The sequence below is a fragment of the Hoeflea ulvae genome (assembly GCF_026619435.1).
In the GTDB taxonomy this organism is placed as follows: Bacteria; Pseudomonadota; Alphaproteobacteria; order Rhizobiales; family Rhizobiaceae; genus Hoeflea; species Hoeflea ulvae.
This window is the reverse complement of the sequence record NZ_JAOVZQ010000001.1, coordinates 530,846-552,930: the sequence shown is the minus strand read 5'-3', so window position 1 is coordinate 552,930 and position 22,085 is coordinate 530,846. Positions and strand designations below refer to the sequence as shown.

21 protein-coding genes and 1 pseudogene are annotated in these 22,085 nt (G+C 62.4%); 7 read left to right on the top strand and 15 right to left on the bottom strand.

Features of this window, described 5'->3' with window-relative positions; genetic code table 11:
• From OEG82_RS02740 to OEG82_RS02705, 8 genes are all read right to left on the bottom strand, one after another.
• On the bottom strand, nucleotides 1–1,011 hold the full coding sequence (locus OEG82_RS02740) for a type II secretion system F family protein (RefSeq protein ID WP_267610942.1): 1,011 nt from the start codon (nucleotides 1,009–1,011) through the stop codon (nucleotides 1–3).
• Nucleotides 1,012–1,023: 12 nt separating this feature from the next.
• Nucleotides 1,024–2,538: a TadA family conjugal transfer-associated ATPase gene (locus OEG82_RS02735; RefSeq protein WP_267610941.1), complete on the bottom strand. Its 1,515-nt coding sequence runs from the start codon at nucleotides 2,536–2,538 to the stop codon at nucleotides 1,024–1,026.
• A 24-nt stretch (nucleotides 2,539–2,562) separates the two neighbouring features.
• Nucleotides 2,563–3,849 carry a CpaE/TadZ family protein gene (locus OEG82_RS02730; protein WP_267610940.1) on the bottom strand — a complete coding sequence of 429 codons (1,287 nt, stop codon included), beginning with the start codon at nucleotides 3,847–3,849 and terminating at the stop codon, nucleotides 2,563–2,565.
• Nucleotides 3,850–3,894: 45 nt separating this feature from the next.
• Nucleotides 3,895–4,593: a CpaD family pilus assembly protein gene (locus OEG82_RS02725; protein ID WP_267610939.1), complete on the bottom strand. Its 699-nt coding sequence runs from the start codon at nucleotides 4,591–4,593 to the stop codon at nucleotides 3,895–3,897.
• Nucleotides 4,594–4,607: 14 nt separating this feature from the next.
• Nucleotides 4,608–6,173, bottom strand: coding sequence for a type II and III secretion system protein family protein (locus OEG82_RS02720; RefSeq protein WP_267610938.1), 1,566 nt, complete (start codon nucleotides 6,171–6,173; stop codon nucleotides 4,608–4,610).
• A 14-nt stretch (nucleotides 6,174–6,187) separates the two neighbouring features.
• Entirely contained in the window at nucleotides 6,188–6,997 is an 810-nt protein-coding gene (gene cpaB / locus OEG82_RS02715) for a Flp pilus assembly protein CpaB (RefSeq protein ID WP_267610937.1), read from the bottom strand.
• A gap of 316 nt (nucleotides 6,998–7,313) precedes the next feature.
• The gene (locus OEG82_RS02710; RefSeq protein ID WP_267610936.1) at nucleotides 7,314–7,829 is read right to left on the bottom strand and encodes an A24 family peptidase; all 516 of its coding nucleotides are present in this window, start codon (nucleotides 7,827–7,829) and stop codon (nucleotides 7,314–7,316) included.
• A gap of 124 nt (nucleotides 7,830–7,953) precedes the next feature.
• Entirely contained in the window at nucleotides 7,954–8,127 is a 174-nt protein-coding gene (locus OEG82_RS02705) for a Flp family type IVb pilin (RefSeq protein WP_267610935.1), read from the bottom strand.
• Nucleotides 8,128–8,542: 415 nt separating this feature from the next.
• Here OEG82_RS02705 and OEG82_RS02700 point away from each other — a divergent pair, with 415 nt between their 5' ends.
• From OEG82_RS02700 to OEG82_RS02690, 3 genes are all read left to right on the top strand, one after another.
• Entirely contained in the window at nucleotides 8,543–8,956 is a 414-nt protein-coding gene (locus OEG82_RS02700; RefSeq protein WP_425497520.1) for a pilus assembly protein N-terminal domain-containing protein, read from the top strand.
• 132 nt (nucleotides 8,957–9,088) lie between these two features.
• On the top strand, nucleotides 9,089–9,724 hold the full coding sequence (locus tag OEG82_RS02695; RefSeq protein WP_267610934.1) for a TadE/TadG family type IV pilus assembly protein: 636 nt from the start codon (nucleotides 9,089–9,091) through the stop codon (nucleotides 9,722–9,724).
• Between the two features lie 50 nt (nucleotides 9,725–9,774).
• Complete coding sequence (locus tag OEG82_RS02690; RefSeq protein ID WP_267610933.1) at nucleotides 9,775–10,347, top strand: TadE/TadG family type IV pilus assembly protein; 573 nt, start codon at nucleotides 9,775–9,777, stop codon at nucleotides 10,345–10,347.
• An 18-nt stretch (nucleotides 10,348–10,365) separates the two neighbouring features.
• Here the strand turns inward: OEG82_RS02690 and OEG82_RS02685 are convergent, their stop codons facing one another.
• Nucleotides 10,366–11,115 carry a phosphate/phosphite/phosphonate ABC transporter substrate-binding protein gene (locus tag OEG82_RS02685; protein WP_267610931.1) on the bottom strand — a complete coding sequence of 250 codons (750 nt, stop codon included), beginning with the start codon at nucleotides 11,113–11,115 and terminating at the stop codon, nucleotides 10,366–10,368.
• Nucleotides 11,116–11,455: 340 nt separating this feature from the next.
• On the opposite strand from OEG82_RS02685, the pseudogene OEG82_RS02680 reads away from it, so the two are divergent.
• The 4 genes and pseudogenes from OEG82_RS02680 to OEG82_RS02665 all read left to right on the top strand — a co-directional run bounded on the left by OEG82_RS02680 (nucleotide 11,456) and on the right by OEG82_RS02665 (nucleotide 15,163).
• Nucleotides 11,456–12,675, top strand: a pseudogene (locus OEG82_RS02680) (phosphopentomutase).
• A complete protein-coding gene (locus OEG82_RS02675; RefSeq protein ID WP_267610930.1) occupies nucleotides 12,672–13,643 on the top strand; it encodes an adenosine deaminase in 972 nt (323 codons plus the stop codon). The pseudogene OEG82_RS02680 and the gene OEG82_RS02675 overlap by 4 nt, the downstream one beginning before the upstream one ends.
• Before the next feature lie 177 nt (nucleotides 13,644–13,820).
• Entirely contained in the window at nucleotides 13,821–14,450 is a 630-nt protein-coding gene (gene upp / locus OEG82_RS02670) for a uracil phosphoribosyltransferase (RefSeq protein WP_267610928.1), read from the top strand.
• A gap of 158 nt (nucleotides 14,451–14,608) precedes the next feature.
• Nucleotides 14,609–15,163 carry a TIGR02281 family clan AA aspartic protease gene (locus OEG82_RS02665; protein WP_267610927.1) on the top strand — a complete coding sequence of 185 codons (555 nt, stop codon included), beginning with the start codon at nucleotides 14,609–14,611 and terminating at the stop codon, nucleotides 15,161–15,163.
• A gap of 16 nt (nucleotides 15,164–15,179) precedes the next feature.
• Here OEG82_RS02665 and deoA read toward each other — a convergent pair whose 3' ends face one another.
• The 6 genes from deoA to OEG82_RS02635 all read right to left on the bottom strand — a co-directional run bounded on the left by deoA (nucleotide 15,180) and on the right by OEG82_RS02635 (nucleotide 22,081).
• Nucleotides 15,180–16,490, bottom strand: coding sequence for a thymidine phosphorylase (gene deoA, locus OEG82_RS02660; protein WP_267610925.1), 1,311 nt, complete (start codon nucleotides 16,488–16,490; stop codon nucleotides 15,180–15,182).
• Between the two features lie 8 nt (nucleotides 16,491–16,498).
• Nucleotides 16,499–18,889, bottom strand: a complete 2,391-nt coding sequence (locus OEG82_RS02655) for an aldehyde dehydrogenase family protein (RefSeq protein WP_267610924.1) — start codon at nucleotides 18,887–18,889, stop codon at nucleotides 16,499–16,501.
• 10 nt (nucleotides 18,890–18,899) lie between these two features.
• Nucleotides 18,900–19,811 carry a deoxyribose-phosphate aldolase gene (gene deoC, locus OEG82_RS02650; RefSeq protein WP_267614834.1) on the bottom strand — a complete coding sequence of 304 codons (912 nt, stop codon included), beginning with the start codon at nucleotides 19,809–19,811 and terminating at the stop codon, nucleotides 18,900–18,902.
• Nucleotides 19,812–19,921: 110 nt separating this feature from the next.
• Entirely contained in the window at nucleotides 19,922–20,719 is a 798-nt protein-coding gene (locus OEG82_RS02645; protein ID WP_267610923.1) for a purine-nucleoside phosphorylase, read from the bottom strand.
• Complete coding sequence (locus OEG82_RS02640) at nucleotides 20,716–21,108, bottom strand: cytidine deaminase (protein WP_267610921.1); 393 nt, start codon at nucleotides 21,106–21,108, stop codon at nucleotides 20,716–20,718. The genes OEG82_RS02645 and OEG82_RS02640 overlap by 4 nt, the downstream gene beginning before the upstream one ends.
• 1 nt (nucleotide 21,109) lies before the next feature.
• Nucleotides 21,110–22,081, bottom strand: a complete 972-nt coding sequence (locus tag OEG82_RS02635) for an ABC transporter permease (RefSeq protein WP_267610920.1) — start codon at nucleotides 22,079–22,081, stop codon at nucleotides 21,110–21,112.
• Nucleotides 22,082–22,085: the final 4 nt, after the last annotated feature.

Genomic DNA, 22,085 nt, shown 5'->3' with positions numbered 1-22,085 from the left:
CTAAATATCGAAGTTGATCATGTTGCGCATCACCAGGATGCCGATCGACATCCAGACCGCCGATGCGCCGAGAATGAGATGGCCGCGGGAATCTGTGAACAGGATCATGATGTATTCAGGTGAGGTCAGGTAGACCAGCGTGGCGACGATGAAGGGCAAGGCGCCGATGATGGCCGCCGAGGCCTTCGCCTCCATCGACATCGCATTGATCTTGGCCTTCATCTTCTTGCGGTCGCGCAGCACCCGGGACAGGTTGCCGAGCGCTTCCGAGAGATTGCCGCCGGCCTGGGCCTGGATGGTGATGACGATGGCAAAGAAATTGGCTTCCGACAGCGGCATGCGGGTGTAGAGCCGCGAACAGGCCTCCGACATGTTGAGCCCCATCTGCTGGGCTTCGACGATGCGCTTGAACTCGGTGCGGACCGGCTCCTGGCCTTCCGACGCGATCATCCGGATCGCGTCATTCAGGGGCAGGCCGGACTTGATCGACCGGACCATGATGTCGAGCGCATTGGGAAATTCGGACAGGAAGGCCTTGAAGCGGCGATTGCGCAGAAAGCCGATAACCCAGCGCGGAAAGCCGGCGCCGAAGACGATCATCACCCCGGCCGCAACCAGCGGGCTGCCATAGGCGACAAAGGCAAGCAGGCCCATGATGGCGCCGAAGATGAAGGAGATGAGGTAGAACTGCCTGACCGAAATCCCGAGCCCGGCCTGACCGATCCGGTCCTTCATCGGCGGGGAATTGCGACGGTCATTTTCCTTGTTCTTCTCTTCCAGCGTCTTGAGGGAATCCTGGACGGATTTGCGGCGCTTGTTGACCTCATTCAGCCTGTCGCGGGCCGCCGTCGCCTTGCTCCGGTCGGTTTCAGCCGATTTGACCCGTTTGACGCGGTTTTCAGCCTTCCGGTCGTCCTCGATCCGGCTGTAGAGCACGCCATAGCCCAGGGCGCCCGCTGCGAGCGCGGACAGGCCGATGATGGCAAGTACCACTGTATCCACACCAAACACGCGACATACTCCTTACGCGGTGATTTTTTCCATCGCATCGAGCGATGCTGCCAGGCGTTTTTCTTCGCCGTAGTAACGGGCGCGATCCCAGAAATGCGGCCGACCGATGCCGGTCGAGACGTGCTCGCCGATGATGTTGCCATTGGCGTCTTCGCCCGACATGTCATATTTCATCAGGTCCTGGGTGATGATCACATCGCCCTCCATGCCGATGACTTCGGTGATATGGGTGATCCGTCGCGATCCGTCGCGCAGACGTGCCGCCTGGATGACCACGTCGACAGATCCGGAGATGATTTCGCGCACGGTCTTGGCAGGCAGCGTGAAGCCGCCCATGGCAATCATCGATTCCATGCGGCTAAGGCACTCGCGCGGGCTGTTGGCGTGGATCGTTCCCATCGACCCGTCATGGCCCGTGTTCATCGCCTGCAACAGGTCGAACACTTCCGGGCCGCGGACTTCGCCGACGATGATCCGTTCCGGCCGCATGCGCAGGCAGTTCTTGACCAGGTCACGCATGGTGATCTCGCCCTCGCCCTCGATATTGGGAGGGCGTGTTTCAAGCCGCACCACATGCGGCTGCTGAAGCTGAAGCTCGGCCGAATCTTCGCAGGTGATGATCCGCTCGTCGGGATCGATATAGGCCGTCAGGCAGTTGAGAAGCGTCGTCTTACCGGAACCGGTACCGCCCGAGATCACCACATTGCAGCGCACCCGGCCGATGATCTGCAACACCGCAGCGCCCTCGGGCGTGATCGCGCCGAACTTGACCAGCTGGTCAAGCGTGAGCTTGTCCTTCTTGAACTTACGGATGGTCAGTGCGGTGCCGTCAATTGCCAGCGGCGGCGCGATGACATTGACGCGAGAACCGTCGGGAAGGCGGGCGTCGCAGATCGGGCTGGATTCATCGACGCGGCGGCCGACCTGGCTGACGATGCGCTGACAGATCGACAGAAGCTGGCCATTGTCGCGAAAACGGACATCGGTCTCCATGACCTTGCCGGCGACTTCGATATAGGTCATGCCGGCGCCATTGACCATGATGTCGGCGATGTCGTCGCGGGCCAGCAGCGGCTCGAGCGGACCATAGCCCAGGACATCGTTGCAGATGTCGTCAAGCAGCTCTTCCTGCTCGGCAATGGACAGTGCGAAATTCTTGATGGTGATGATATCATTGACGATATCGCGGATTTCCTCGCGCGCGCTTTCGGCATCGAGCTTGGCCAGTTGCGACAGATCGATGGTGTCGATCAGCGCCGAAAAGACCTGACTCTTGGTGTCGTAATAGGCCTCGTTGCGAGACGTCTTGCGCTTGGTCTGCGGCTCTTCGCGACGCGGCGCAGCCTTGGCGCTTGCCACAGCGGGCTGCGGCGAGGCTGCAGGTTTTGCAGCCGGAGCTGCGGAAGCAGGCTGCGACGCCTTGGGTTCGGGAGCCGGAGCGGCTGCTGCGTCCGTACTGACAGGTTTATTGGCTGCCGCGGCGAGCGGCGGCTTACCCGGTGCATTGTTGCTGCGTTTGCCGAACATGTTCAGTACACTCCAGACTCTCGGTTACTTGCGACCCAGCAGACCCATCAGGGAGGCCAGGCCGGCCTTCTTGCGCTTCTTGGCTTCGGCCCTGCCGGTGACGACATGGGCGATCTGGGCCGAGGATTCGGCGATGGGCGATCTGGCCGAGGATTCAGCGATCATCCGGCCGGAATTTGCCGCTTCGCCAAACAGCGGCGCATCGAAGGGAATGATGGCCAGCGGTTCGATTTCCAGCGGATCGCAGAAGACATCCGGCGCGATTTCCGGGCGCTTGGCCAGTCCGACCTGGTTGAGGATCAGCATCGGCGGATGATCGTTGGGGCGCAATTTGCGCAAGGTGTCGAACAGATTCTTGGTGTTGCGCAGATTGGCCAGGTCCGGCGTAGCCGTGATGACGATCTCGTCGGCGGCGCAGAGCAGCTTGCGGGTCCAGTCGGACCAGACATGCGGAACATCGAGGATCGAGACCGGTGCATTGCGCTGGATGATGTCGAGGATCGGCAGGAAGGCCTCGCTGTCGAAATCATAGGTCCGGTCGAGCATGGACGGCGCGGCGAGCATGGAAAGATGCTCCGAGCACTTGGTCAGCAGCCGGTCCAGAAACACCTCGTCCAGCCGGTCGGGCGAAAACACCGCCTCGGCGATCCCCTGGGTCGGGTCATTGTCGAAATTGAGATTCGCGGTTCCGAAGGCCAGATCCAGATCGGCCAGGATGACCTCGCTGGAAAACAGGTTGGAAATGCTCCAGGCGCAATTGTGCGCCAGCGTCGACGAGCCGACACCGCCCTTGGCGCCGACAAAGGCCACCGAGCGGCCGAGCGGCGCGGCATCGGGATCGACGAAGATGGTCGAGATCACGCCGATGACATCGGCCATGGAGACCGGGGCGACGATATATTCGGAGACGCCGTTGCGCACCAGATCGCGGTACAGCGACACATCATTGACGTGACCGACCACGACCACCCTGGTATCGGGATCGCAGACGCCGGCGAGCTCGCCGAGTTCGTCGATCAGGGTCTGGGCGTCCGCGCGGGTTTCCAGGATCAGCAGATTGGGCGTCGGAGAGCCGGCGAACATGTTGGCCGCAGCCGATACGCCGCCGGAATTGATGCGCAGATTGACCTTGGCCATGCGCCGGTCCTGGGAGCAGCGCTCCATGGTCTTGGCCAGGCCTTCGGATTCGAAGAACACGTGCACCGAAATGCGCGGCAAGGGGCGAACGCGTTCGAAATCGCCGCGCTGCTGATCGATGTCGCCGTGCTCTGACTGCGTTTCCTGCTCGAGCTGGTAATCAAGGTTGGTCATTGCATTGTCCTGCTTCAAAAAGCGCGTTGCATTTCGGCCGTTTCATCAGTTTCCGAGGCTTGCGCCATTGGTGCGGTAGGTCTCGATCACTTCCGAACGCCGTTCAGCATCGATCGGGGTCATGCCGCGCGGTGCAATCAGGTCACCCGGGTTTGCGATCTGAGCGGCCAGGTTGTTCTGGCTGGCACAGCCGTAATTGGCCCAGTTCTTGTTCTCGGTGCTGTTGGCCAGCATGTCCTCGGGCCAGCGGCCGCATTCATTGGTCGAGGCGGTGATGGCCAGATAGGCGATGCGGATCGGCGCCGCGTCATCGGGTGAAGACACGGGGTAGGGCGACGACAGGATGCGGTCGCCGGGAATGCCCTGCTTGCGCAGGATATCGGCCACCTGGGTTGCCAGCACCGAGGCGGCGCCGGCATTGGGTGAGCCGACCGGCACCATGATGCGGATGGCGCCGGAAGCGCTTGAACGGTAATTGTTGGCCGCCCCGCGCACGGTTTCGCGCATCGAGATGGTCAGCTTGCGGTCGCCGGTGGCAACCGGAATATCGACCGTGCGTTCCTGCTCGGAGACGATGATGGGGTGGTTGATGCGGTAATCATCGGGAACCGCGCCAACGGTAATGCTCTTGCCACCCCAACCGGCACAGCCGCTCAGAAGTGTTGCCGCAAGCAGCATCGGGAAGACTGCGGACCGGACCTTGTGAAGATCAGGATGGACGGGAACTGAGATCTTGCTCGACATGGTGAGGTTCCTGATCACTTGTAGATAAAGCCGACAACGCCGTGGTAGCGGCCGGGCGGCAATTTGGTTTCCATGCGGCCATAGACCCGGTTGACCCGGCCAAGGAAGAAGCCTGCGCCATCGCCGGCGGCGTTGAAATTGTCATCCGGCCGGGCCAGTTCGTTGCGCGCCACCGGCTTGACCAGATAGGGCGTGGCGATGATGACCAGCTCGGTCTCGTTGCGCACGAAATCGCGGCTGCGGAACAGCGTGCCCAGGATCGGAAGCTTTGACAGGCCCGGATAGCCCGAGATGGCCTGGCGGATGTCGTCCCTGACCAGCCCGGCGAGCACGATCGAGCCGCCCGAGGGCAGTTCAACGGAGGTCTCGGCCTCACGGCGCTTGATCGACAGCGATGTCATGCCGAGCTGGGTTCCGCTGCCGTTTGATTGCGGCACGGCGCCCGCCAGCGATGTGGCGGCCTCGAAGCTCGGTTCGGACACTTCGGTGCGAACCCTGAGCGAAATCCTGCCCGGCGACAGCACCACGGGGGTGAAATTGAGCCGGATGCCGTATTCGACCTGCTGGATGGAATAGGTGATCTGGCCGGTGTCAGGATCGACATTCTGGCTTTCGGCCAGGTTGAATTCACCGCCGACATAGAACGTCGCCTGTTCGCCGGAAATCGCGGTCAGGCTCGGTTCCGCCAGGGTCCGCATCACGCCGGCCTGTTCCATGGCATTGACATAGGCATCGATGCTGCGCCCGCCGATGGATCCGGCGAGGCGGCCAAAGGTGTTGGAGCTGAGCGGCTTGCCGAGCGGGCTGGGATTGTTGTTGGAGAAGTCGAACACGCCGTTTGCGGGATTGGAAATCGACGAGTTGAAGCCAAGCTGCTTGAGAACATGACGGCTGACCTCGGCGATGGTCACCTTCAGGGTGACCTGGTCTTCGCCATCGATCTTGAGCAGATTGACGATCTGGGATTTCTGACGCGCCTCGGCATTGATGGCAGCGTCGCCGCCCTCACTGGTCGCAGTCGTCACCCGCGTCGTCGCCTCACCGCCGGTGAGGAAGATTTCCGCCAGCCGTGCCGCCTGTGCCGCATCCTGCGGGGTGCGGACCGCGCCGGTCAGGACAATGTTATCGGAAATGATCTCGACGGTGATGTCGGAATCGGGAAGAAAACGGGCAAGGTGGCCCTGCAGACCCGAGACATCGCGTTCGATCTCGAGATCGATGGCGACGATTTCCTCGCCATTCGGTCCGAAGATGAAGATGTTGGTCTGGCCGACCGTCTTGCCGAACAGATAGAGCCGGCGCGAGGTGCGGGTGACCGCATCGGCCATGGCCGGATCGGCGACCAGGATGTCGTGGGCATCGGTGGGCAGGTCAATGACGATGGCCTTGTTCAGCCCGAGCTTGACCCGCTTGCTGACGCCGCGGCCGGTGTCCTTGATCTTGATGACGCTTTCAGCCGCCTGTGCTGCGGGCAGAAGCCGGCCACTGGACGGGTCCAGGCTCAGGCCTGCGACCGTGACTGTTCCCACCAGAGCAATGCTGGCGATGGATGACAGGAGCGATTTTGCAATGTGACGCACGTTCATTCTCCGCTTCAGTTGGTGGCGCCAACTTTGGTTATGGTGCCGGAGCGGATCAGCTGGATGGCCGTGGAGCCGTCTTCGCCGCTCAGTAGATATTTTGCCCCGTCGATGTCAGGTTCCTGGACATCGGCGACGCTGCGCAAGGCAAGGGTCAACCGGTCGGCCATTTGCTGGGCAACGGTGATGATTTTTGCCTGTTCCGGGGTCAGCTCGAGCGTTGCCGTGGTTCCGACCGCTGTGCGGTTGCCCTCGGCGTCCTGCTCGATCCGCTGGTCGATGGCCAGGATCCGGATGTTGGACAGAATGACTTCGGTGAGGAATCCCTCGTCGGCGGTCTTGCGCCGCACCATGATGACATCCACCCGATCATTGGGGAGAATGAAGCCGCCGGCGCTGGTGGCCACCGAGATCTCCGTCGCAATGGCGCGCTTGCCGGACGGAAGCAGCGACGACATGATGCGCGAGGAGGAATCGACGATCTTTTCAGGCCGCAGGGGCTCGCCGGCAAAGATGGGCAGACGAACCACCGCACCGGTGAGTTCGGCAATCGCCTCGGGGCGGGCATCGCGACGGACCAGACCTTCGATCACACCGTCTTCGGGCCAGCCCTTCCACTCGATGTTTTCCTCGTTGAGACGCGCGCCCACCGGAAGACTGGCGGTTGTCACCAGAACATCGATGGTCGGCATCTTTTCAATGATCGGCGCAGAGGCGATCTCATTGACCTGTACCGTGGGTGAGGTCAGGCTCAAGGCCAGGTAACCGGCAAGTCCGGCTGCCAGGACTGCCACTGCCATGATGACGACGCGGGCGGGTTTCATGCTGTTTCCTCAAGCGAGTATTGGATAGGCTCGCCGCAGAATGCATGTGCAATCGTGTAATTATAGTTAATGACTCGGTAGCAAACAGGGTTAACGCAAGATTGATTGCCTTCTACCGGGCAAATGACGGCACGCGGACCCGGTCAAATCTTGTTTGCAGGCTGGCAAGTTGGCCGGTTTAAGCGCAGAGCGGACGGACAGAGCCACGGAGGCCGGCAAGCCGTGATGCAGCGCTTTAGACGCGCGAAATCGTGCATCCGGGCCGGTGCGGCGGCGGCATGCCGGCGGTGTACCGCCCCGAATGCTCGAACTGGCATCAGTGCAGGCGGGCGAGCGCCTGGCCGAAGATTTCAGTCTGGGAGAAAGTGCAGAATGCCGCCGCGCCAATGGCAACCGCATAGGGAATGCCGGCGCGTTCCTGGAAAAAATGCATCGGAATCGGCAGTGGCGAAGCCAGCAACAGGTTTTGATTGGCGCGAATCACCAGCACGATGAGCGCCAGGAAGCCGCCGAAAATGCCGGTGAGGCCGAGAAAGGCAACCAGTTCCGGGTTGAAGCCGTACCACAGTGCCGCAGCACTGAGGATCTTGGCGTCGCCGCCGCCCATGATGTTGAAGGCGAACATGGCAAAGCAGCCGGCAAACACCGCCACGGCCGCAGCGACGGACCAGCCCAGAGTGACAAGATCCATGCCGCTCAACGGAGCGACCACGAAAAACGACGCCGCCAGCACGAGCGGAACGCGATTGGGGATCTTCATTGTCAGAATGTCGGAAAATGCCGCCATGGCGATGCAAAGCGGAAATATCACGAAAATTGCGGCCTCAACCATCTCAACGCTCCTGGGTTCGGCAGGAGTCTAAATGGCAGTCCTTAAAAAACCGCTTCCCGCGCAAACGGAAAAGGCCGCCCCTAAAGGCGGCCTATTGATCAGCTTGTTCAACAAGAAGCAGTTATTACTGCGAGTTGTTCATCGTGTCGGACAAGAACTGGAACTGGTTGTTCAGCGTGTTGCCCAAAGTGGACGCACCGGTGATGAGCGCGACAGAGATCAGCGCTGCGATCAGACCGTACTCGATTGCGGTGGCGCCAGATTCGTCTTGTACGAAACGTTCGAAAAGGTTCTTCATGGGTTTGTTCCTTCATCCACTTATGTTTTTCAGCACTCCGCCAGCGCTTCGGTTGGTCGGATGAGACGATCATAGGAGAGGGACTTTTCAAACTGCTTAATGAACAGGGTTAGCAAAACCTTTCACCATCTCAAACGCAGTCATAGTAAACAGCAAGATAAGAAACGGCCGAACACCTGTTTCGAAACAATGCCATATTGCATGAAGAACAGCCAGGTGAAAGCTGCCGCGGGCGGCCTGTTCTGCCGCTCCTATTATAAAGTGCAAATAGCCCGCTCGCAGAAACGGGTGTTTGTCATCCGGATTCGGACCATCCGCGGTGAGATGCCAAATCGCACTGATTGTGCGGCCTTAAGGCTTCGTTCACCAAACTAGGCGATTTTAGGGGCCACATCCGAAATCCCGAGGAAACGGCATGCCCCACTCCCATCCAGTTTTACGCCGGTTCATGCACGCCGCATGCGGCCTGGCTCTTGCCACGATGTCGGCGCTTCCGGCCCATGCGGCCGATGATGTCATCCGGGTCTTCATGGATCACGCACGTATTCTCAAGCTCGACCGCACAATCAGCAAGGTCATCATCGGCAATTCCGACGTGGCCGATGTCACGGTGTCAGATCCGCAGACCATCGTGCTGACCGGCAAATCCTACGGCACGACCAATCTGGTCATTCTCGACCAGGAAGGCGCGGCAATCGTCGATGAGCGGATCCTGGTCTCCGTCGATGAAGCCAACACGCTTCGCGTGTTCAAGCAGACATCCCGGTCGGTCTATTCCTGCTCGCCATCCTGCGAAGAACATGTCCCGACGGCTGCGGCAACACCCTGATACTTACCAGCAGGGAAATATCGGCGTGGTTTATTGATGATTAACCCTGCCGAGAATCTTGCCCGGGACCACGTTACGAATATTCAACTAGTTTGATCTATCGTCGATCCACCGAATGTGCGGGAGCGAACGATGAATCTCGATAAACCAGCGAATGAACTGCACACGCCGCCTCAGCAGCGGTGGCGCCGGCTGTTCGCCCGATTGAGACGATCGCGGGACGGCTCGGCGGCGATCGAATTCGCCATGCTGGCATTCCCCTTCTTCATTCTGATCTTCGCCATCATCGAGGCCTTCATTGCCTTTGCCGGCGAGCAGCTGCTGGAAAACGCCGTCGACACGATGGGCCGGCAAATCCGGACCGGCCAGATCACCGGATATGATCCGGCGCGCGCGACCTATCTGGACAAGGACGAGTTCCGCACCCGGTTCTGCGCCGAAATCGTCCTGATGATCAAATGCGCTGCCGAAGAAGATCCGGATGATCAGAAGCTCTATCTCGATGTCCGCGAGTTCGCGGATTTCTCGGACATCCCCAATTTCATTCCCAAGGTGAGCAACGACCAGTTCGCTGACCTGGATGACAGCGGATTTGCCTATGATCCCGGCGGGCCGCAGACGATCAACATTGTCCGGGCCTATTACCGCTGGGAGGTCATGACCGATCTTGTCCGGCCCTATATCAGCAACATCCGCAAAGCCGGCGAAATGCCGCGCGACTATCTGATGGTCGCGACCGCCGCATTTCGCAACGAGAACTACCCGTGACCGGCGAGACCAACCATGAAGCCGGGCGGACATTAAAAGGGAGCACGGTCGTGACGGGCTTTTTGACTGAACTGCGCCAGACAATCCGGAAGCTGCGTGGCGACCGGACCGGCGTCGGCGCTGTTGAATTCGCGCTGGTCGCGCCGGTGCTCATCGTCTTGTACATGGGGTCGCTGGAAGTCTCCATCGCCATGTCGGTCAACAAGAAACTGTCACGTGCAGCAAGCACCGTGGCCGATCTGGTGACCCAGGACGAATCGATCAACAAGCCCTTTCTCGAGTCCATGCTCAATGTGGCCGAAAGCGTGATGACGCCGTTCCAGTCCGACGGCCTGAAGCTCAAGATCACGGGAATCGAGATCAATGGCGCAGGCGTCGGCAAGGTGACATGGTCCTGGCAGGAGGACGGCACAAAGCCCTATGCCATTAATTCGACCCAGACCCTGCCGCAGGATCTGGCGATTCCGAACACCTTTCTTGTCCGTACCGAGATCGCGTTCGATCATGATCTGATGCTGTTCATGTCGGGTCTGAAGGGGGTTGATTTTCGCACCATCCACATGACCAAGACCTATCATCTGCGCCAGCGCATCGGCGACAGCGTGGTCTGCGAAAAATGCTAGCGCATCTGTGACCCGCGGTCAGCGTGACTGCGATGTGGCGAAGCTCTCTGGGAGGCCTTCTACGAGACCCCGGACATTGCGGTAATCGCCGGGCTCCGGCGTGACATAGCCACCGCCATAGACCGGTTCGAACAGATCGAGCAATCCCGGCGTCCGGGTCGGCATGTCATCGAGAAACCCTCCCAGGGCCTCGACCAGATCGTCGGGCAGCGAATTGTGCGCGGCGTGCGGACCGTAGGGAATGCGCTGGGACGACCACAGCACCCGCAGCGGATCCCCGGCCTCGACACCGGCCCGGTTCCAGCCGCCGAACAGGCGCTCGATATCCGACCCGGCATCCGCCGGGACATGCGGCAGCCATGCAAAATAGCCGTCGACTTCACTTGCCCCATACATGGCAATCACCGCGGCGACGCTGCCGGCGCGGACAAGCTGCGGTGCCGCCAGACTGCCTGCACTGATCGCCTGGTGGGGAATTTGCCACCCGGACACCGACTCTTCGCTGGAATAGGCGATCCTGAGCTCGGAGACCGGCCTGGAATCGCTTTCGCGCACGACAAGCACCGAGCGGAATCCGGTTGATCCGTCGGCTGCCACGGGGCTTCGAAAGGCCCGGACACAACCGCAGACGACTTCGGTGGCAGCGAAGGAGCGGGCGGAATGGATGGCATAACCGACCCGGCCGCTGGCCTGCGCATCGATCAGCGCCGCATAGCTGCCCATCCTGACGATCTCGACAGGGATTCCCAGTGCCGGAGGCGAATGCATGGCGCACCGCCTCCAGCTTGAGCGGGTCCGCCACCGCAGAATGGGCCTCAACCAGACCAATCCGCAGCACCGCAACGCTTTCCCGGTAATCGGCCTGTGCGGCGCCGGCCATGCCCAGAGCGGCCCCCAGCCCGGCCCCGCGAAGCAGGCGGGCAGAGCGGCTGGCCAGGGTGGCGGCAATTCGGGCAGCAGGCTTGATCGCAAACATGAAGAATCAGTATCACAATCGGGCGAAACCGCACGGACCGGGTGAAAACAAAGTTACCGCGCCGGGGCAGGCTTCGTCCCTTCCGGTGACGTTCGATTCCGGCTAACCTGTGCCTCCCTCGGAGATTGCTTCATGGCGCGTGCCTTCCTGTTTGTACTTGATTCCTTCGGCATTGGCGGAGCCCCCGATGCCGAAACCTATGGCGATCTCGGCGCCAACACGCTGGGGCATATTGCCGAGCAATGCGCCGCCGGTCTCGCAGACCGCCCGGGACTGCGCGAGGGCCCCCTGTCACTGCCGCACATGCAGGCGCTGGGGCTTGCCTCGGCGGCGCAGGCGGCCTGTGGCGACATGCCGGCGGGATGGTCACGCACCGCCCGGCCACGCGGGCTGCACGGCGCGGCAAGCGAGATATCCCGCGGCAAGGATACGCCGTCGGGACATTGGGAAATCTGCGGCCAGCCGGTGATGTTCGAGTGGGGATACTTCCCCGATGACGGGCCGGCATTCAGCGACGAGCTGGTCGACACAATCGTCGAAGAGGGCGAACTGCCGGGCATCCTGGGAAATTGCCACGCGTCGGGCACCGAGATCATCTCCCGGCTCGGCGTCGAGCATCTGCAGACCGGCAAGCCGATCTGCTACACGTCGTCCGATTCCGTGTTCCAGATCGCCGCCCACGAGGAAAGTTTCGGCCTGGAACGGCTGATCGAGCTGTGCCAGATCGTGCGCAAGCTTGTCGATCCGCTCAATATCGGCCGGGTGATCGCCCGGCCTTTCGTGGGATCGGCCGAAACCGGCTTCGACCGGACCGGCAACCGCCGCGATTTCTCGGTTCCGCCCCCGGACCGACTTTGCTCGACCAGGTCAAGGACAGCGGTCACCGGGTGTTCGGTGTCGGCAAGATCAGCGACATCTTTGCCCATCAGGGCGTCACCGATCTGCGCAAGGCCAGCGGCAATGCAGCACTTTTCGAGGCCACGCTGCAGGCCACCCGGGATGCCGGCGACGGCGATCTCGTGTTCACCAATTTCGTCGATTTCGACATGCTCTACGGCCACCGCCGCGATGTCGCCGGCTATGCCGCAGCACTCGAAGCGCTGGACGAGATGCTGCCGCGTTTCGCCAAGCTGCTGAAACCGGGCGACCTGGTGCTGATGACCGCCGACCACGGCTGTGACCCGACCTGGCGCGGCACCGATCACACCCGCGAACGGGTGCCGATCCTGGGATTTGGCCCCGGCGTCGCCCCGCGCGACATCGGGGTTCGCACCACATTCTCCGATATCGGCGCCACGCTGGCAAAGCATCTGGGGCTGCCCGCGACAGCCAATGGAAAGAGCTTCCTGTGACACAACATGTGAAAAAGGCGGAACTGCACTGCCATATCGAGGGCGCCGCCTCGCCGGCGCTGGTCCGGCAACAGGCGCAGAAGTACGGCGCCGATGTCTCGGGCTTCATCAAGGGCGACAGCTATGTCTGGTCCGATTTCACCGAATTTCTGGTGGCCTATGACGGCGCGGCCACACTGTTTCGCAGCGAGGAAGACTATGCGCTGCTGGCGCGCACCTATCTCGAAGGCATTGCTGCGCAAAACGCCATCTATGCGGAGATCTTCGTCTCCCCCGACCACGCGGTTGCTGCCGGCCTGTCACCGGGAGCCTATTTCGACGGGCTGGCGGATGGCATTGCCCAGGCGAAACTGTCGAGCGGCATCGAGTGCCGGATGATCATTGTCGGAGTGCGCCATCTCGGGGCGGAAAAGGTCGAGGCCGCCGCCCGGCTGGCGAGCATGCGACCGCATCCGCTGATCACCGGATTCGGCATGGCCGGAGAGGAACGCTTCGGCAAGGTGGCCGATTTCGCCCGCGCCTTCGACATCGCCCGCGATGCCGGGCTTGGCATCACCATCCATGCCGGAGAGCTTGCCGGCGCCGAAAGCGTGCGCGACGCACTAAATCATGTCCGTCCCTCGCGGCTCGGCCACGGGGTGCGCGCTGCCGAGGACGAGGCGCTGGTCCGGCGGATTGCCGAGCAGGGCGTGGTGCTGGAAGCCTGCCCGGGGTCGAACCTGGCACTGAAGGTCTATCCGGACATTTCCAGCCACCCGTTTGACCATTTGCGGCGCGCCGGGGTGAAGCTGACGCTGAACTCCGACGACCCGCCGCATTTCGGATCCTCCATCGGCCATGAATACCAGCTTGTGGCGGATGCCTGGGGCTATGATGCGGCCGATCTGACCGGTTTTACCCGCACCGCCATCCAGGCGGCCTTCATCGACGAGCCCACGCGCGCGATTCTCTTGGGACAACTTGACTGAATCAGGCCGCGGCGGTTGCCGGGGCGGGACAATCGGTGTCTAAATCGGGCTGGTTCAAACCGCGCTCCCGGACATCTCCGGCAAGGGGCCGGCGAAGATGTTTCAGGCGACAGGCGTCCCCTGCATTGATTGTCGAAATCAGTGCGACGCCCGGTCAAAGCTTCAAGGCAGGACAACATGAACGGCGTTACGGTCATTGATCATCCCCTGGTGCAGCACAAGCTGACCATCATGCGCAAGAAGGAAACCTCCACGGCGAGTTTCCGCAGGCTTCTCAGAGAGATTTCAACGCTTTTGTGTTACGAGGTGACCCGCGATCTCGAACTGACCATGGAGCGGATCGAGACCCCGATCGAAGCCATCGACGCACCGGTTCTGGAAGGCAAGAAACTGGTTTTCGCCTCGATCCTGCGCGCCGGCAACGGATTGCTGGAAGGCATGCTGGATCTGGTGCCATCGGCCCGGGTCGCCCATATCGGCGTGTACCGTGACCACGAGACGCTGGAAGCCATCGAGTATTATTTCAAGGCGCCCGAAGATGTCAGCAACCGGCTGGTGATCGTGGTCGACCCGATGCTGGCCACGGGCAATTCCTCCATCGCCTCGATTGAGAAGCTGAAGGAACGCGGCGCCCAGAATATCCGCTTCCTGTGCCTGCTGGCCGCCCCCGAAGGCATCCGCAATTTCCAGGAGGCCCATCCCGATGTGCCGATCTACACGGCCTCGATCGACAGCCATCTCAACGAGAAGGGCTATATCGTTCCCGGCCTGGGCGACGCCGGCGACCGTATGTACGGCACCAAGTAGATCTTGCATCCGAAAACCGGTTCCCACTTTTCGGAACACGCTCCAGGCATTTGGATCCTGTTAACCTTCCATGCCGGTCGTCGCGGCAAAGCCGGGGCCGATTCACTCGCCGTTAGGCGTTAAGCTGTTGAATGGTCCGGTCACCTCGGAGTACCGGCATGTTCAGGAATCTGTTTTATATCTGCTGTGCCGTGCTGGCGGTCTCCAGCCTGCCCTACTATGCCCAGGATCTTGACGCGTTCCTGCCGCAGGACGCCGGTCTGGAAGCTGCAACGGCGACGCCGGTCGAGCCTCCCGAAAAGGAGGTCGCCGCAAGACAGCTGGCGCATTATGCCAGCGGTGTCAGAACCGCCAGCATTCCGATGAACAAGGACGGCCATTTTTCCGCCGATTTCCATATCAATGGCCGCCATGTGCGCGGCATGATCGATACCGGCGCAACCTATGTCGCGATGAACCAGTCGACGGCCCGCAGCATCGGCCTGGGCCTGGCAGCCTCCGATTTCAATCATCAGGTCAGCACCGCCAACGGTCTGACCAATGCAGCGCTGGTGATGATCGACCGCATCGAAGTCGGCGCGGTTTCGATCAAGAATGTCGAGGCCTTCGTGCTGACGGATTCGGCGCTGTCGGCCACCCTGATCGGCATGAGCTTCATGTCGAAGCTTCGCACCTATCAGGTCAGCAACAACAAGCTCGAACTGATCAACTGACGCCTGCTCCGGCCGGTCAGCCCTGGCGGCCGAGAATGACCGCTGAGGCGGCAGTTGCGGCTTCACTGATCTGAACTGCGCCGCGCAATTGCGCCCGCACCATCGTCACCTGATCCTCGGTCCGGGCATGCACCATGGCAATCGGCGTGTCCTTTTCGACCCGTGTGCCGATCGGCAGCAGGCCGGTGAGCCCGACGGCATGGTCGACCGGATCGCTGGGACGGGTGCGGCCACCGCCGAGCGTGACGACGCAGAGGCCGATGCCGCGGGTGTCATAGCCTGTCACATAGCCCTCGCGCTGCGCTGTGCAGACCGCGACGAGCGGCGCCTTTTGCAGATGCTTTTCCGGGTCAGCCAAAAAATCCAATGGTCCGCCGAGTGCTGCAACCATGCGGTTGAAATGATCGGCGGCGCTGCCGTCTTCCAGCGCGCTCAGCGCCCGGACAAATGCCTCGTCGGAATTGGCTGCCAGGCCGCCCGATACGAGCATTTCGGCGGCGAGTGCCAGCGTCACCTCTTGCAGGCGGCTGTCGCGGGCCTTGCCGGTGAGGAAATCGGCGGCATTGATGACTTCCACCGCATTGCCGGCCGCACTGGCCAGCGGCTGGTTCATGTCGGTGACCAGCGCCGAGGTCGGCATGCCCGCGCCGATGGCCACTTCAACCAGCGAGCGTGCCAGCTCCTGTGCCCGCTCGGGATTGTCCATGAAGGCGCCATTGCCGCATTTGACATCGAGCACCAGAGCGCCCAGTCCGGCGGCAAGTTTCTTGGACAGGATCGAGGCGGTGATCAGCGGAACCGATTCCACCGTCGCGGTGACATCGCGGATGCCGTAGAAGCGCTTGTCGGCGGGCGCCAGATTGCCGGTCTGGCCGATGATGGCGCAGCCAACGGAGCCGACGACCTTGCGAAACAGGGCATTGTCCGGCATCGCCGTGTAGCCGGGGATCGATTCCATCTTGTCGAGCGTTCCGCCGGTGTGGCCAAGGCCGCGGCCGGAGATCATCGGCACGGCGAGACCGCAGGCGGCTGCGATCGGCGCCAGCATCAGCGAGACATTGTCGCCAACGCCGCCGGTCGAATGCTTGTCGACCACCGGACGGTCGAGTTCGGGCCAGGACAGGACCTCGCCCGAGTCGCGCATCGACAAAGTCAGCGCCACCGCCTCGGCGCGGCTCATGCCCTGAAAGAAGATGGCCATGGCCAGAGCCGCGACCTGGCCTTCACTGACGCTTCCATCGGTGAGGCCGCGGACGAAGCTGGCGATATCGGCCGGATCGAGCTCATTGCCGTCGCGCTTGGTCCGAATGATTTCCTGAGGAAGCATGATCCGTCCTATACGCCGAACGGCGTCCAGATTGTCTTGATCCGGACCGCGCGAAACAGAAACTCCTCGCCCTGGCCCTGTCCGGCATCGAACCAGTCGCGCGCCTTGCCATTGTTGGCCCAGACCGCCTTCAGGTTGCCCGCCGATTCGCGCTCGACCAGTTCGGTTCCGCTGGCGCCGCCGAAATACCAAAGTGCTGCAATGTCATCATGCCTGGCCATGGTGTCGGCCAGCGTGTCGCGATCGCCGGTGACGATGTTGACCACACCGCCGGGCACATCGGAAGTGTCGAGCACCTGGTAGAAATCGCAGGCCGCCAGTGGTTGACGCGGCGATGGCGTCACCACGACGCGATTGCCCATGGCAATGGCCGGCATGACCAGCGAGACGAAGCCAAGCAGCGGTGCCTCATCGGGGCAGGACAGACCCATCACCTCCCAGGGCTCGTTGAGCGCCAGTGTCAGCATGCGCTTGTCGGGCGCGCGCACCGCGCCATCATATTTGTCCGCCCAGGCCGCGTAATGCATGATCCGTGCGACGGAGGCTTCGACCTCGCGCCTGGCGGCCGAGGACGAAGCGCCGGCGTCAGCCAGGCGGGCGGCGAACTCATCGGCACGCAGTTCGAGATTCTCGGCCAGGAAATAGAGCACCTGCGCCCTTGCATGGCCGGTCATGCCGCTCCAGCCGGACGCCTTGTGCGCCGCCTCGGCGGCGTTGCGGATGTCCTTGCGGTTGCCGAGCCCGACTTCGGCCAGATGCTTGCCGCCCTTGCCGGTGACCGGATAGGAGTAGCCCGAATCCGGACGGGCCTGCTTGCCGCCGACATAGAGCTTCACCGTGCGGTCGAGCGCGGCGGTGTCGCTGCCAAGGCCGGGTACGGGCGCCGGAACCGGCTCGCTTTCGGGCAAGGCCTTGGCCTTTTTCTGCCAGGTCGGCACCAGATATTCGAGCATGCCTTCGCGGCCGCCCTCGCGACCGAAACCGCTTTCCTTGTAGCCGCCGAAGCCGGCCGAGGCATCGAACAGATTGGTCGAGTTGATCCAGACAATGCCGGATTTGAGCGTCCGCGCCGCATCAAAGGCCTCGTCGAGATTTTGCGACCAGACCGATGCCGCCAGTCCATAGCGGGAATTGTTGGCAAGCTGCACCGCTTCGCCCGGGGTACGGAAGGTCATCGAAGCCAGCACGGGCCCGAAGATTTCCTCCTGCGCCAGGGTCGAGGACGGCGCCACATCGGTAAACAGCGTCGGCGGGAAGAAGCAGCCATCGGCATTCTCGAAGCTTTTCGCCCAGCTTGGCTGCCACATCGTGGCGCCCTCGGCGATCCCGGCCTCGACCTTGGCGGTGATCTCACGCATCTGCACCGGTGCAACAACGGCACCCATGTCCATCGACTTGTCGAGCGGATTGCCGATGCGAAGCTTTTCCATCCGGGCGCGCAGCTTGTCATGGAAGCGGGCGGAAATGCCTTCCTGCACGATGGCGCGCGACCCCGCACAGCAGACCTCGCCCTGATTGAACCAGATCGCATCGACCACGCCTTCGACCGCCGCGTCGATATCGGCATTGTCAAAGACGATGAAGGGGGACTTGCCACCGAGCTCAAGCGACAGTTTCTTGCCCGATCCGGCGGTCTGGCGGCGCAGCAGCCGGCCAACGGCGGTGGAGCCGGTGAAAGCCAGCTTGGCAACATCATCATGCGCGGCCAGCGCCGCACCGGTGTCGCCGGCGCCGTTGACGAGATTGAAGACGCCCGCCGGAAGCCCGGCCTCGACGCAGATTTCGGCAAATGCCAGCGCGGTCAGCGGTGTGTGTTCGGCTGATTTGAGCACCACGGTGCAGCCGGCTGCGAGCGCCGGCGCCACTTTCCACGACAGCATCAGCAGCGGGAAATTCCACGGGATGATCTGGCCGCAGACACCGGCTGCCTCGTAGCCGGAAAATTCGGTGTCGCGCAGTTCGGCCCAGCCGGCGTGATGATAGAAATGCCGCGCCACCAGCGGGATATCGATGTCGCGGGTTTCGCGGATGGTCTTGCCGTTGTCGAGCGTTTCGAGGACCGCCAGAAAGCGCGCGTGCTTTTGCACGTGACGGGCCAGCGCATAGATGTGGCGGGCACGCTGGTTGCCCGACAGTGCCTGCCATTTCTTCAGCGCCTTGGAGGCTTCAGCAACCGCCTTGTCGATGTCTTTGGCGTCGGCAATGGCGACATCGGCGAGCTTTTCGCTGTTGGCCGGATTGTGGACCTCAAAAGTCTCGCCCCTGGGCTTGGTGAAAGCGCCGCCGATGAAATGGCCGAAGCCGGCTTTGTGGCTGGCGAGCCAGGCGCGCACATCCTTGCTGTCTTCCGGCGCGGGTCCGTAGTCCATCGTGTTGAGAATGTCCCTGATCTTGTTCATCATATGCTCCTCACGCCATGCCGTGGTGGTCGGCGGACGCGTAGCGGCCGGTCACATTGTGTTCGATCTGGCGCTCGATATCGCCAAGCAGCGAACTGGCGCCAAAGCGGAACAGGTCCGGCTTGAGCCAGTCATTGCCGAGCTCTTCCTTCATCAGGATCAGCCAGGCGATGGCATCCTTGGTGGTGCGGATGCCGCCGGCCGGCTTGAAGCCGCAAATCTGTCCGGTGAGGTCGAGATAGTCGCGCACCGCGCGCACCATGGTCAGGCTGACCGGCAAGGTGGCGTTGACGCCTTCCATCCCGGTCGAGGTCTTGACGAAATCGGCGCCGGCCATCATCGAGACCATCGACGCCTTGTAGACATTGGACAGGGTCTTGAGCTCGCCGGTGGCCAGAATGGCCTTCATGTGGGCCTCGCCACAGGCCTCGCGCATGGCCCGGACCTCGTCATAAAGCGCCGTCCAGTTGCCGGTGAGCACATGGCGGCGCGAAATGACGATGTCGATTTCATCGGCCCCCTCGCCCACGGCATAGGTGATTTCGGCCAGCCGCTGCGGCATCGGGGTGAGACCGGCGGGGAAGCCGGTGGCCACCGAGGCGACCGGCACGCCGGAGCCTTGAAGCGCCTTGACCGCGGTGGCGACCATCATCGGATAGACGCAGACAGCGCCCGTGGTCAGGCCGTAATCTTCCAGGCCCAGCGCCGTGACCAGATCGGCCCGCAGCGGATTGCGCGCCTTGGCGCAGAGCCGCTCGACCTTGCCGGGCGTGTCGTCGCCGGCCAGCGTGGTCAGATCGATGCATTCGATGGCGCGGATCAGCCAGGCAGCCTGCCAGCTCTTCTTCACGGTGCGGCGAGTGGTCAGCGTCGAGACGCGGCGTTCGGTTGCCGACAGGTTGACCGACATGTTCTCGAACATCGCCGGCAGGAACTCGGTGCCGGCATTGCGCGCGTGCGACGGGGCAAGCGAAACAAGTTGCGACCCCCGGGCTTCGCGTCCGGCCGCCGCCGCTTCAACGGTTTTGGTACTCATGCCAGATCTCCGATGGCGTGTGTCAGGATTGAAGCAAGCCGGCGGCCGCCGACCGGAGCCATGTCCTTGGTCTCCTGGTGGCTCAGCTCGCCGCCGGTCATGCCGGCGCCGTAATTGGTGATCACCGAGGCCGCCGCCACCTTCATGCCGAGGAAGCGGGCGAGGATGACTTCGGGAACCGTCGACATGCCGACAGCGTCGGCGCCCAGGCCGCGCGCCATGCGGATTTCCGCCGGGGTTTCGAAACTCGGGCCGGAAAACCACATATAGACGCCTTCATGCATCACGGTTCCGGTCGCCGCGGCCGCTGCCTCGAGCCGCAAGGCCAGTGCCGGATCATAGGCGCTGGTCATGCCGACGAAACGACGGTCGCTGGGCTCGCCGAACAGCGGATTGGCGCCGGAGAAATTGATGTGGTCGGAAATCCGCATCACCGATCCCGGCGGCATGTCCTGGCGCAGCGAGCCGGCCGAATTGGTCAGGAACAGATTGGTCACGCCAATGCCCTGCAAGGCCTCCAGCGGCGCCCGCATCGCATCGGCCTGGCCATGTTCATAATAATGCACCCGGCCTGACAGCACGATCACCGGCGTCTTGCCGATGTGACCGGCGACGATCTCGCCGGCATGGCCGGAAACGCCGCTTGCCGGAAAACCGGGCAGGTCGCCATAGGGGATGCGCACGGGGTCGGTGACGGTTTCGACCAGCGATCCGAGGCCCGAGCCCAGCACGATGGCATGGCGCGGCATCAGGCCGCGCAGCCGGTCGGTCAGCACATCAACAGCCGCATTCATCCCAGCACCTTGGTTTCAAACGCATAGGGCAGCAACTCGTCCATCCGCAGGGTTTTCTTCACGCCCTCGGCATCGCACAGATGCACCAGCGTGTCGGCGTCGGAAAATTCGGCCAGTCTCTGCCGGCAACCGCCGCAGGGCGTGCACAGATCGAGCTTTTCGGCGATCACCGCCACTTCGCGGATCCGGGTCGAGCCGGCCATGACCATGTGGCCGATCGCCGTGGTTTCGGCGCACCAGCCTTCCGGAAAGGCGATCACCTCGATATTGGCGCCGGCATGGATCGAGCCATCCGCGGCACGGATCGCCGCACCGACCGGAAATTTCGAGTAAGGCGCGTGGCACTTCGCCATGGCCTCGCGTGCGGCTTCAAACAGATCCCGGGCCATCTCAACGCTCCTTGACATAGGGCACGCCACCGGCGCGCGGCGGGATGGCCTTGCCGATGAATCCGGCCAGCAAGACCACCGTCAGGATATAGGGCAGCGCCTGCATGAACTGCACCGGCACCGCGCCGATGAAGGGCAGCTCATTGCCCTGCATGCGGATCGACATCGCGTCGAGAAAACCGAACAGCAGGCAGGCGAACATGACATTGACCGGCTTCCACTTGGCGAAGATCAATGCTGCCAGCGCGATAAAGCCCTTGCCCGCGGTCATGCCCTTGACGAAGCCGGCGGTCATGGCCATCGACAGATAGACGCCGGCAATGCCGCAGAGAATGCCGCAGCAGATCACCGCGCGGTAGCGCATCCAGATCACCGAAATGCCGGCGGTATCGACCGCGCCGGGGTTTTCGCCCACTGCGCGCAGCCGCAGGCCGAAACGGGTGCGGTAGAGCACCCACCAGGTGATCGGCACCAGCGCAAAGGCCAGATAGGTCAGCAGGAAATGCCCCGAGAGCAGGTTGGAATAGATCGAGCCAAGGATCGGAATATCGGCGATTTCGGCGGCGAAGGGCAGTTCGACGGTGGTGAAGCGCTCGCCATCGCGCAATTGCGGCGTGCGGCCGCCCTGGCGGAACCAGGCCTGGCCGAGGATCACGGTGGCGCCAAGCGCGATGAAATTGATCGCCACGCCGGAGACGATCTGGTTGCCGCGCTGGGTGATGGAGGCAAAGCCATGCACCAGTGCCAGGCAGACCGAGACCAGGATCCCGGCCAGAAGCCCGATAAAGGCCGATCCAAAGACCGAGGCCGCGGCGCCGCCGGCAAAGGCCGCGGCAAGCATCTTGCCTTCAAGCCCGATGTCGAAGATCCCGGCGCGCTCGGAATAGAGCCCGGCCAGTGCCGCCAGGATCAGCGGCACGGAAACCCGCACGGTCGATTGCAAAATGACGATCAGCGTGTCGAAATATTCCATGGGT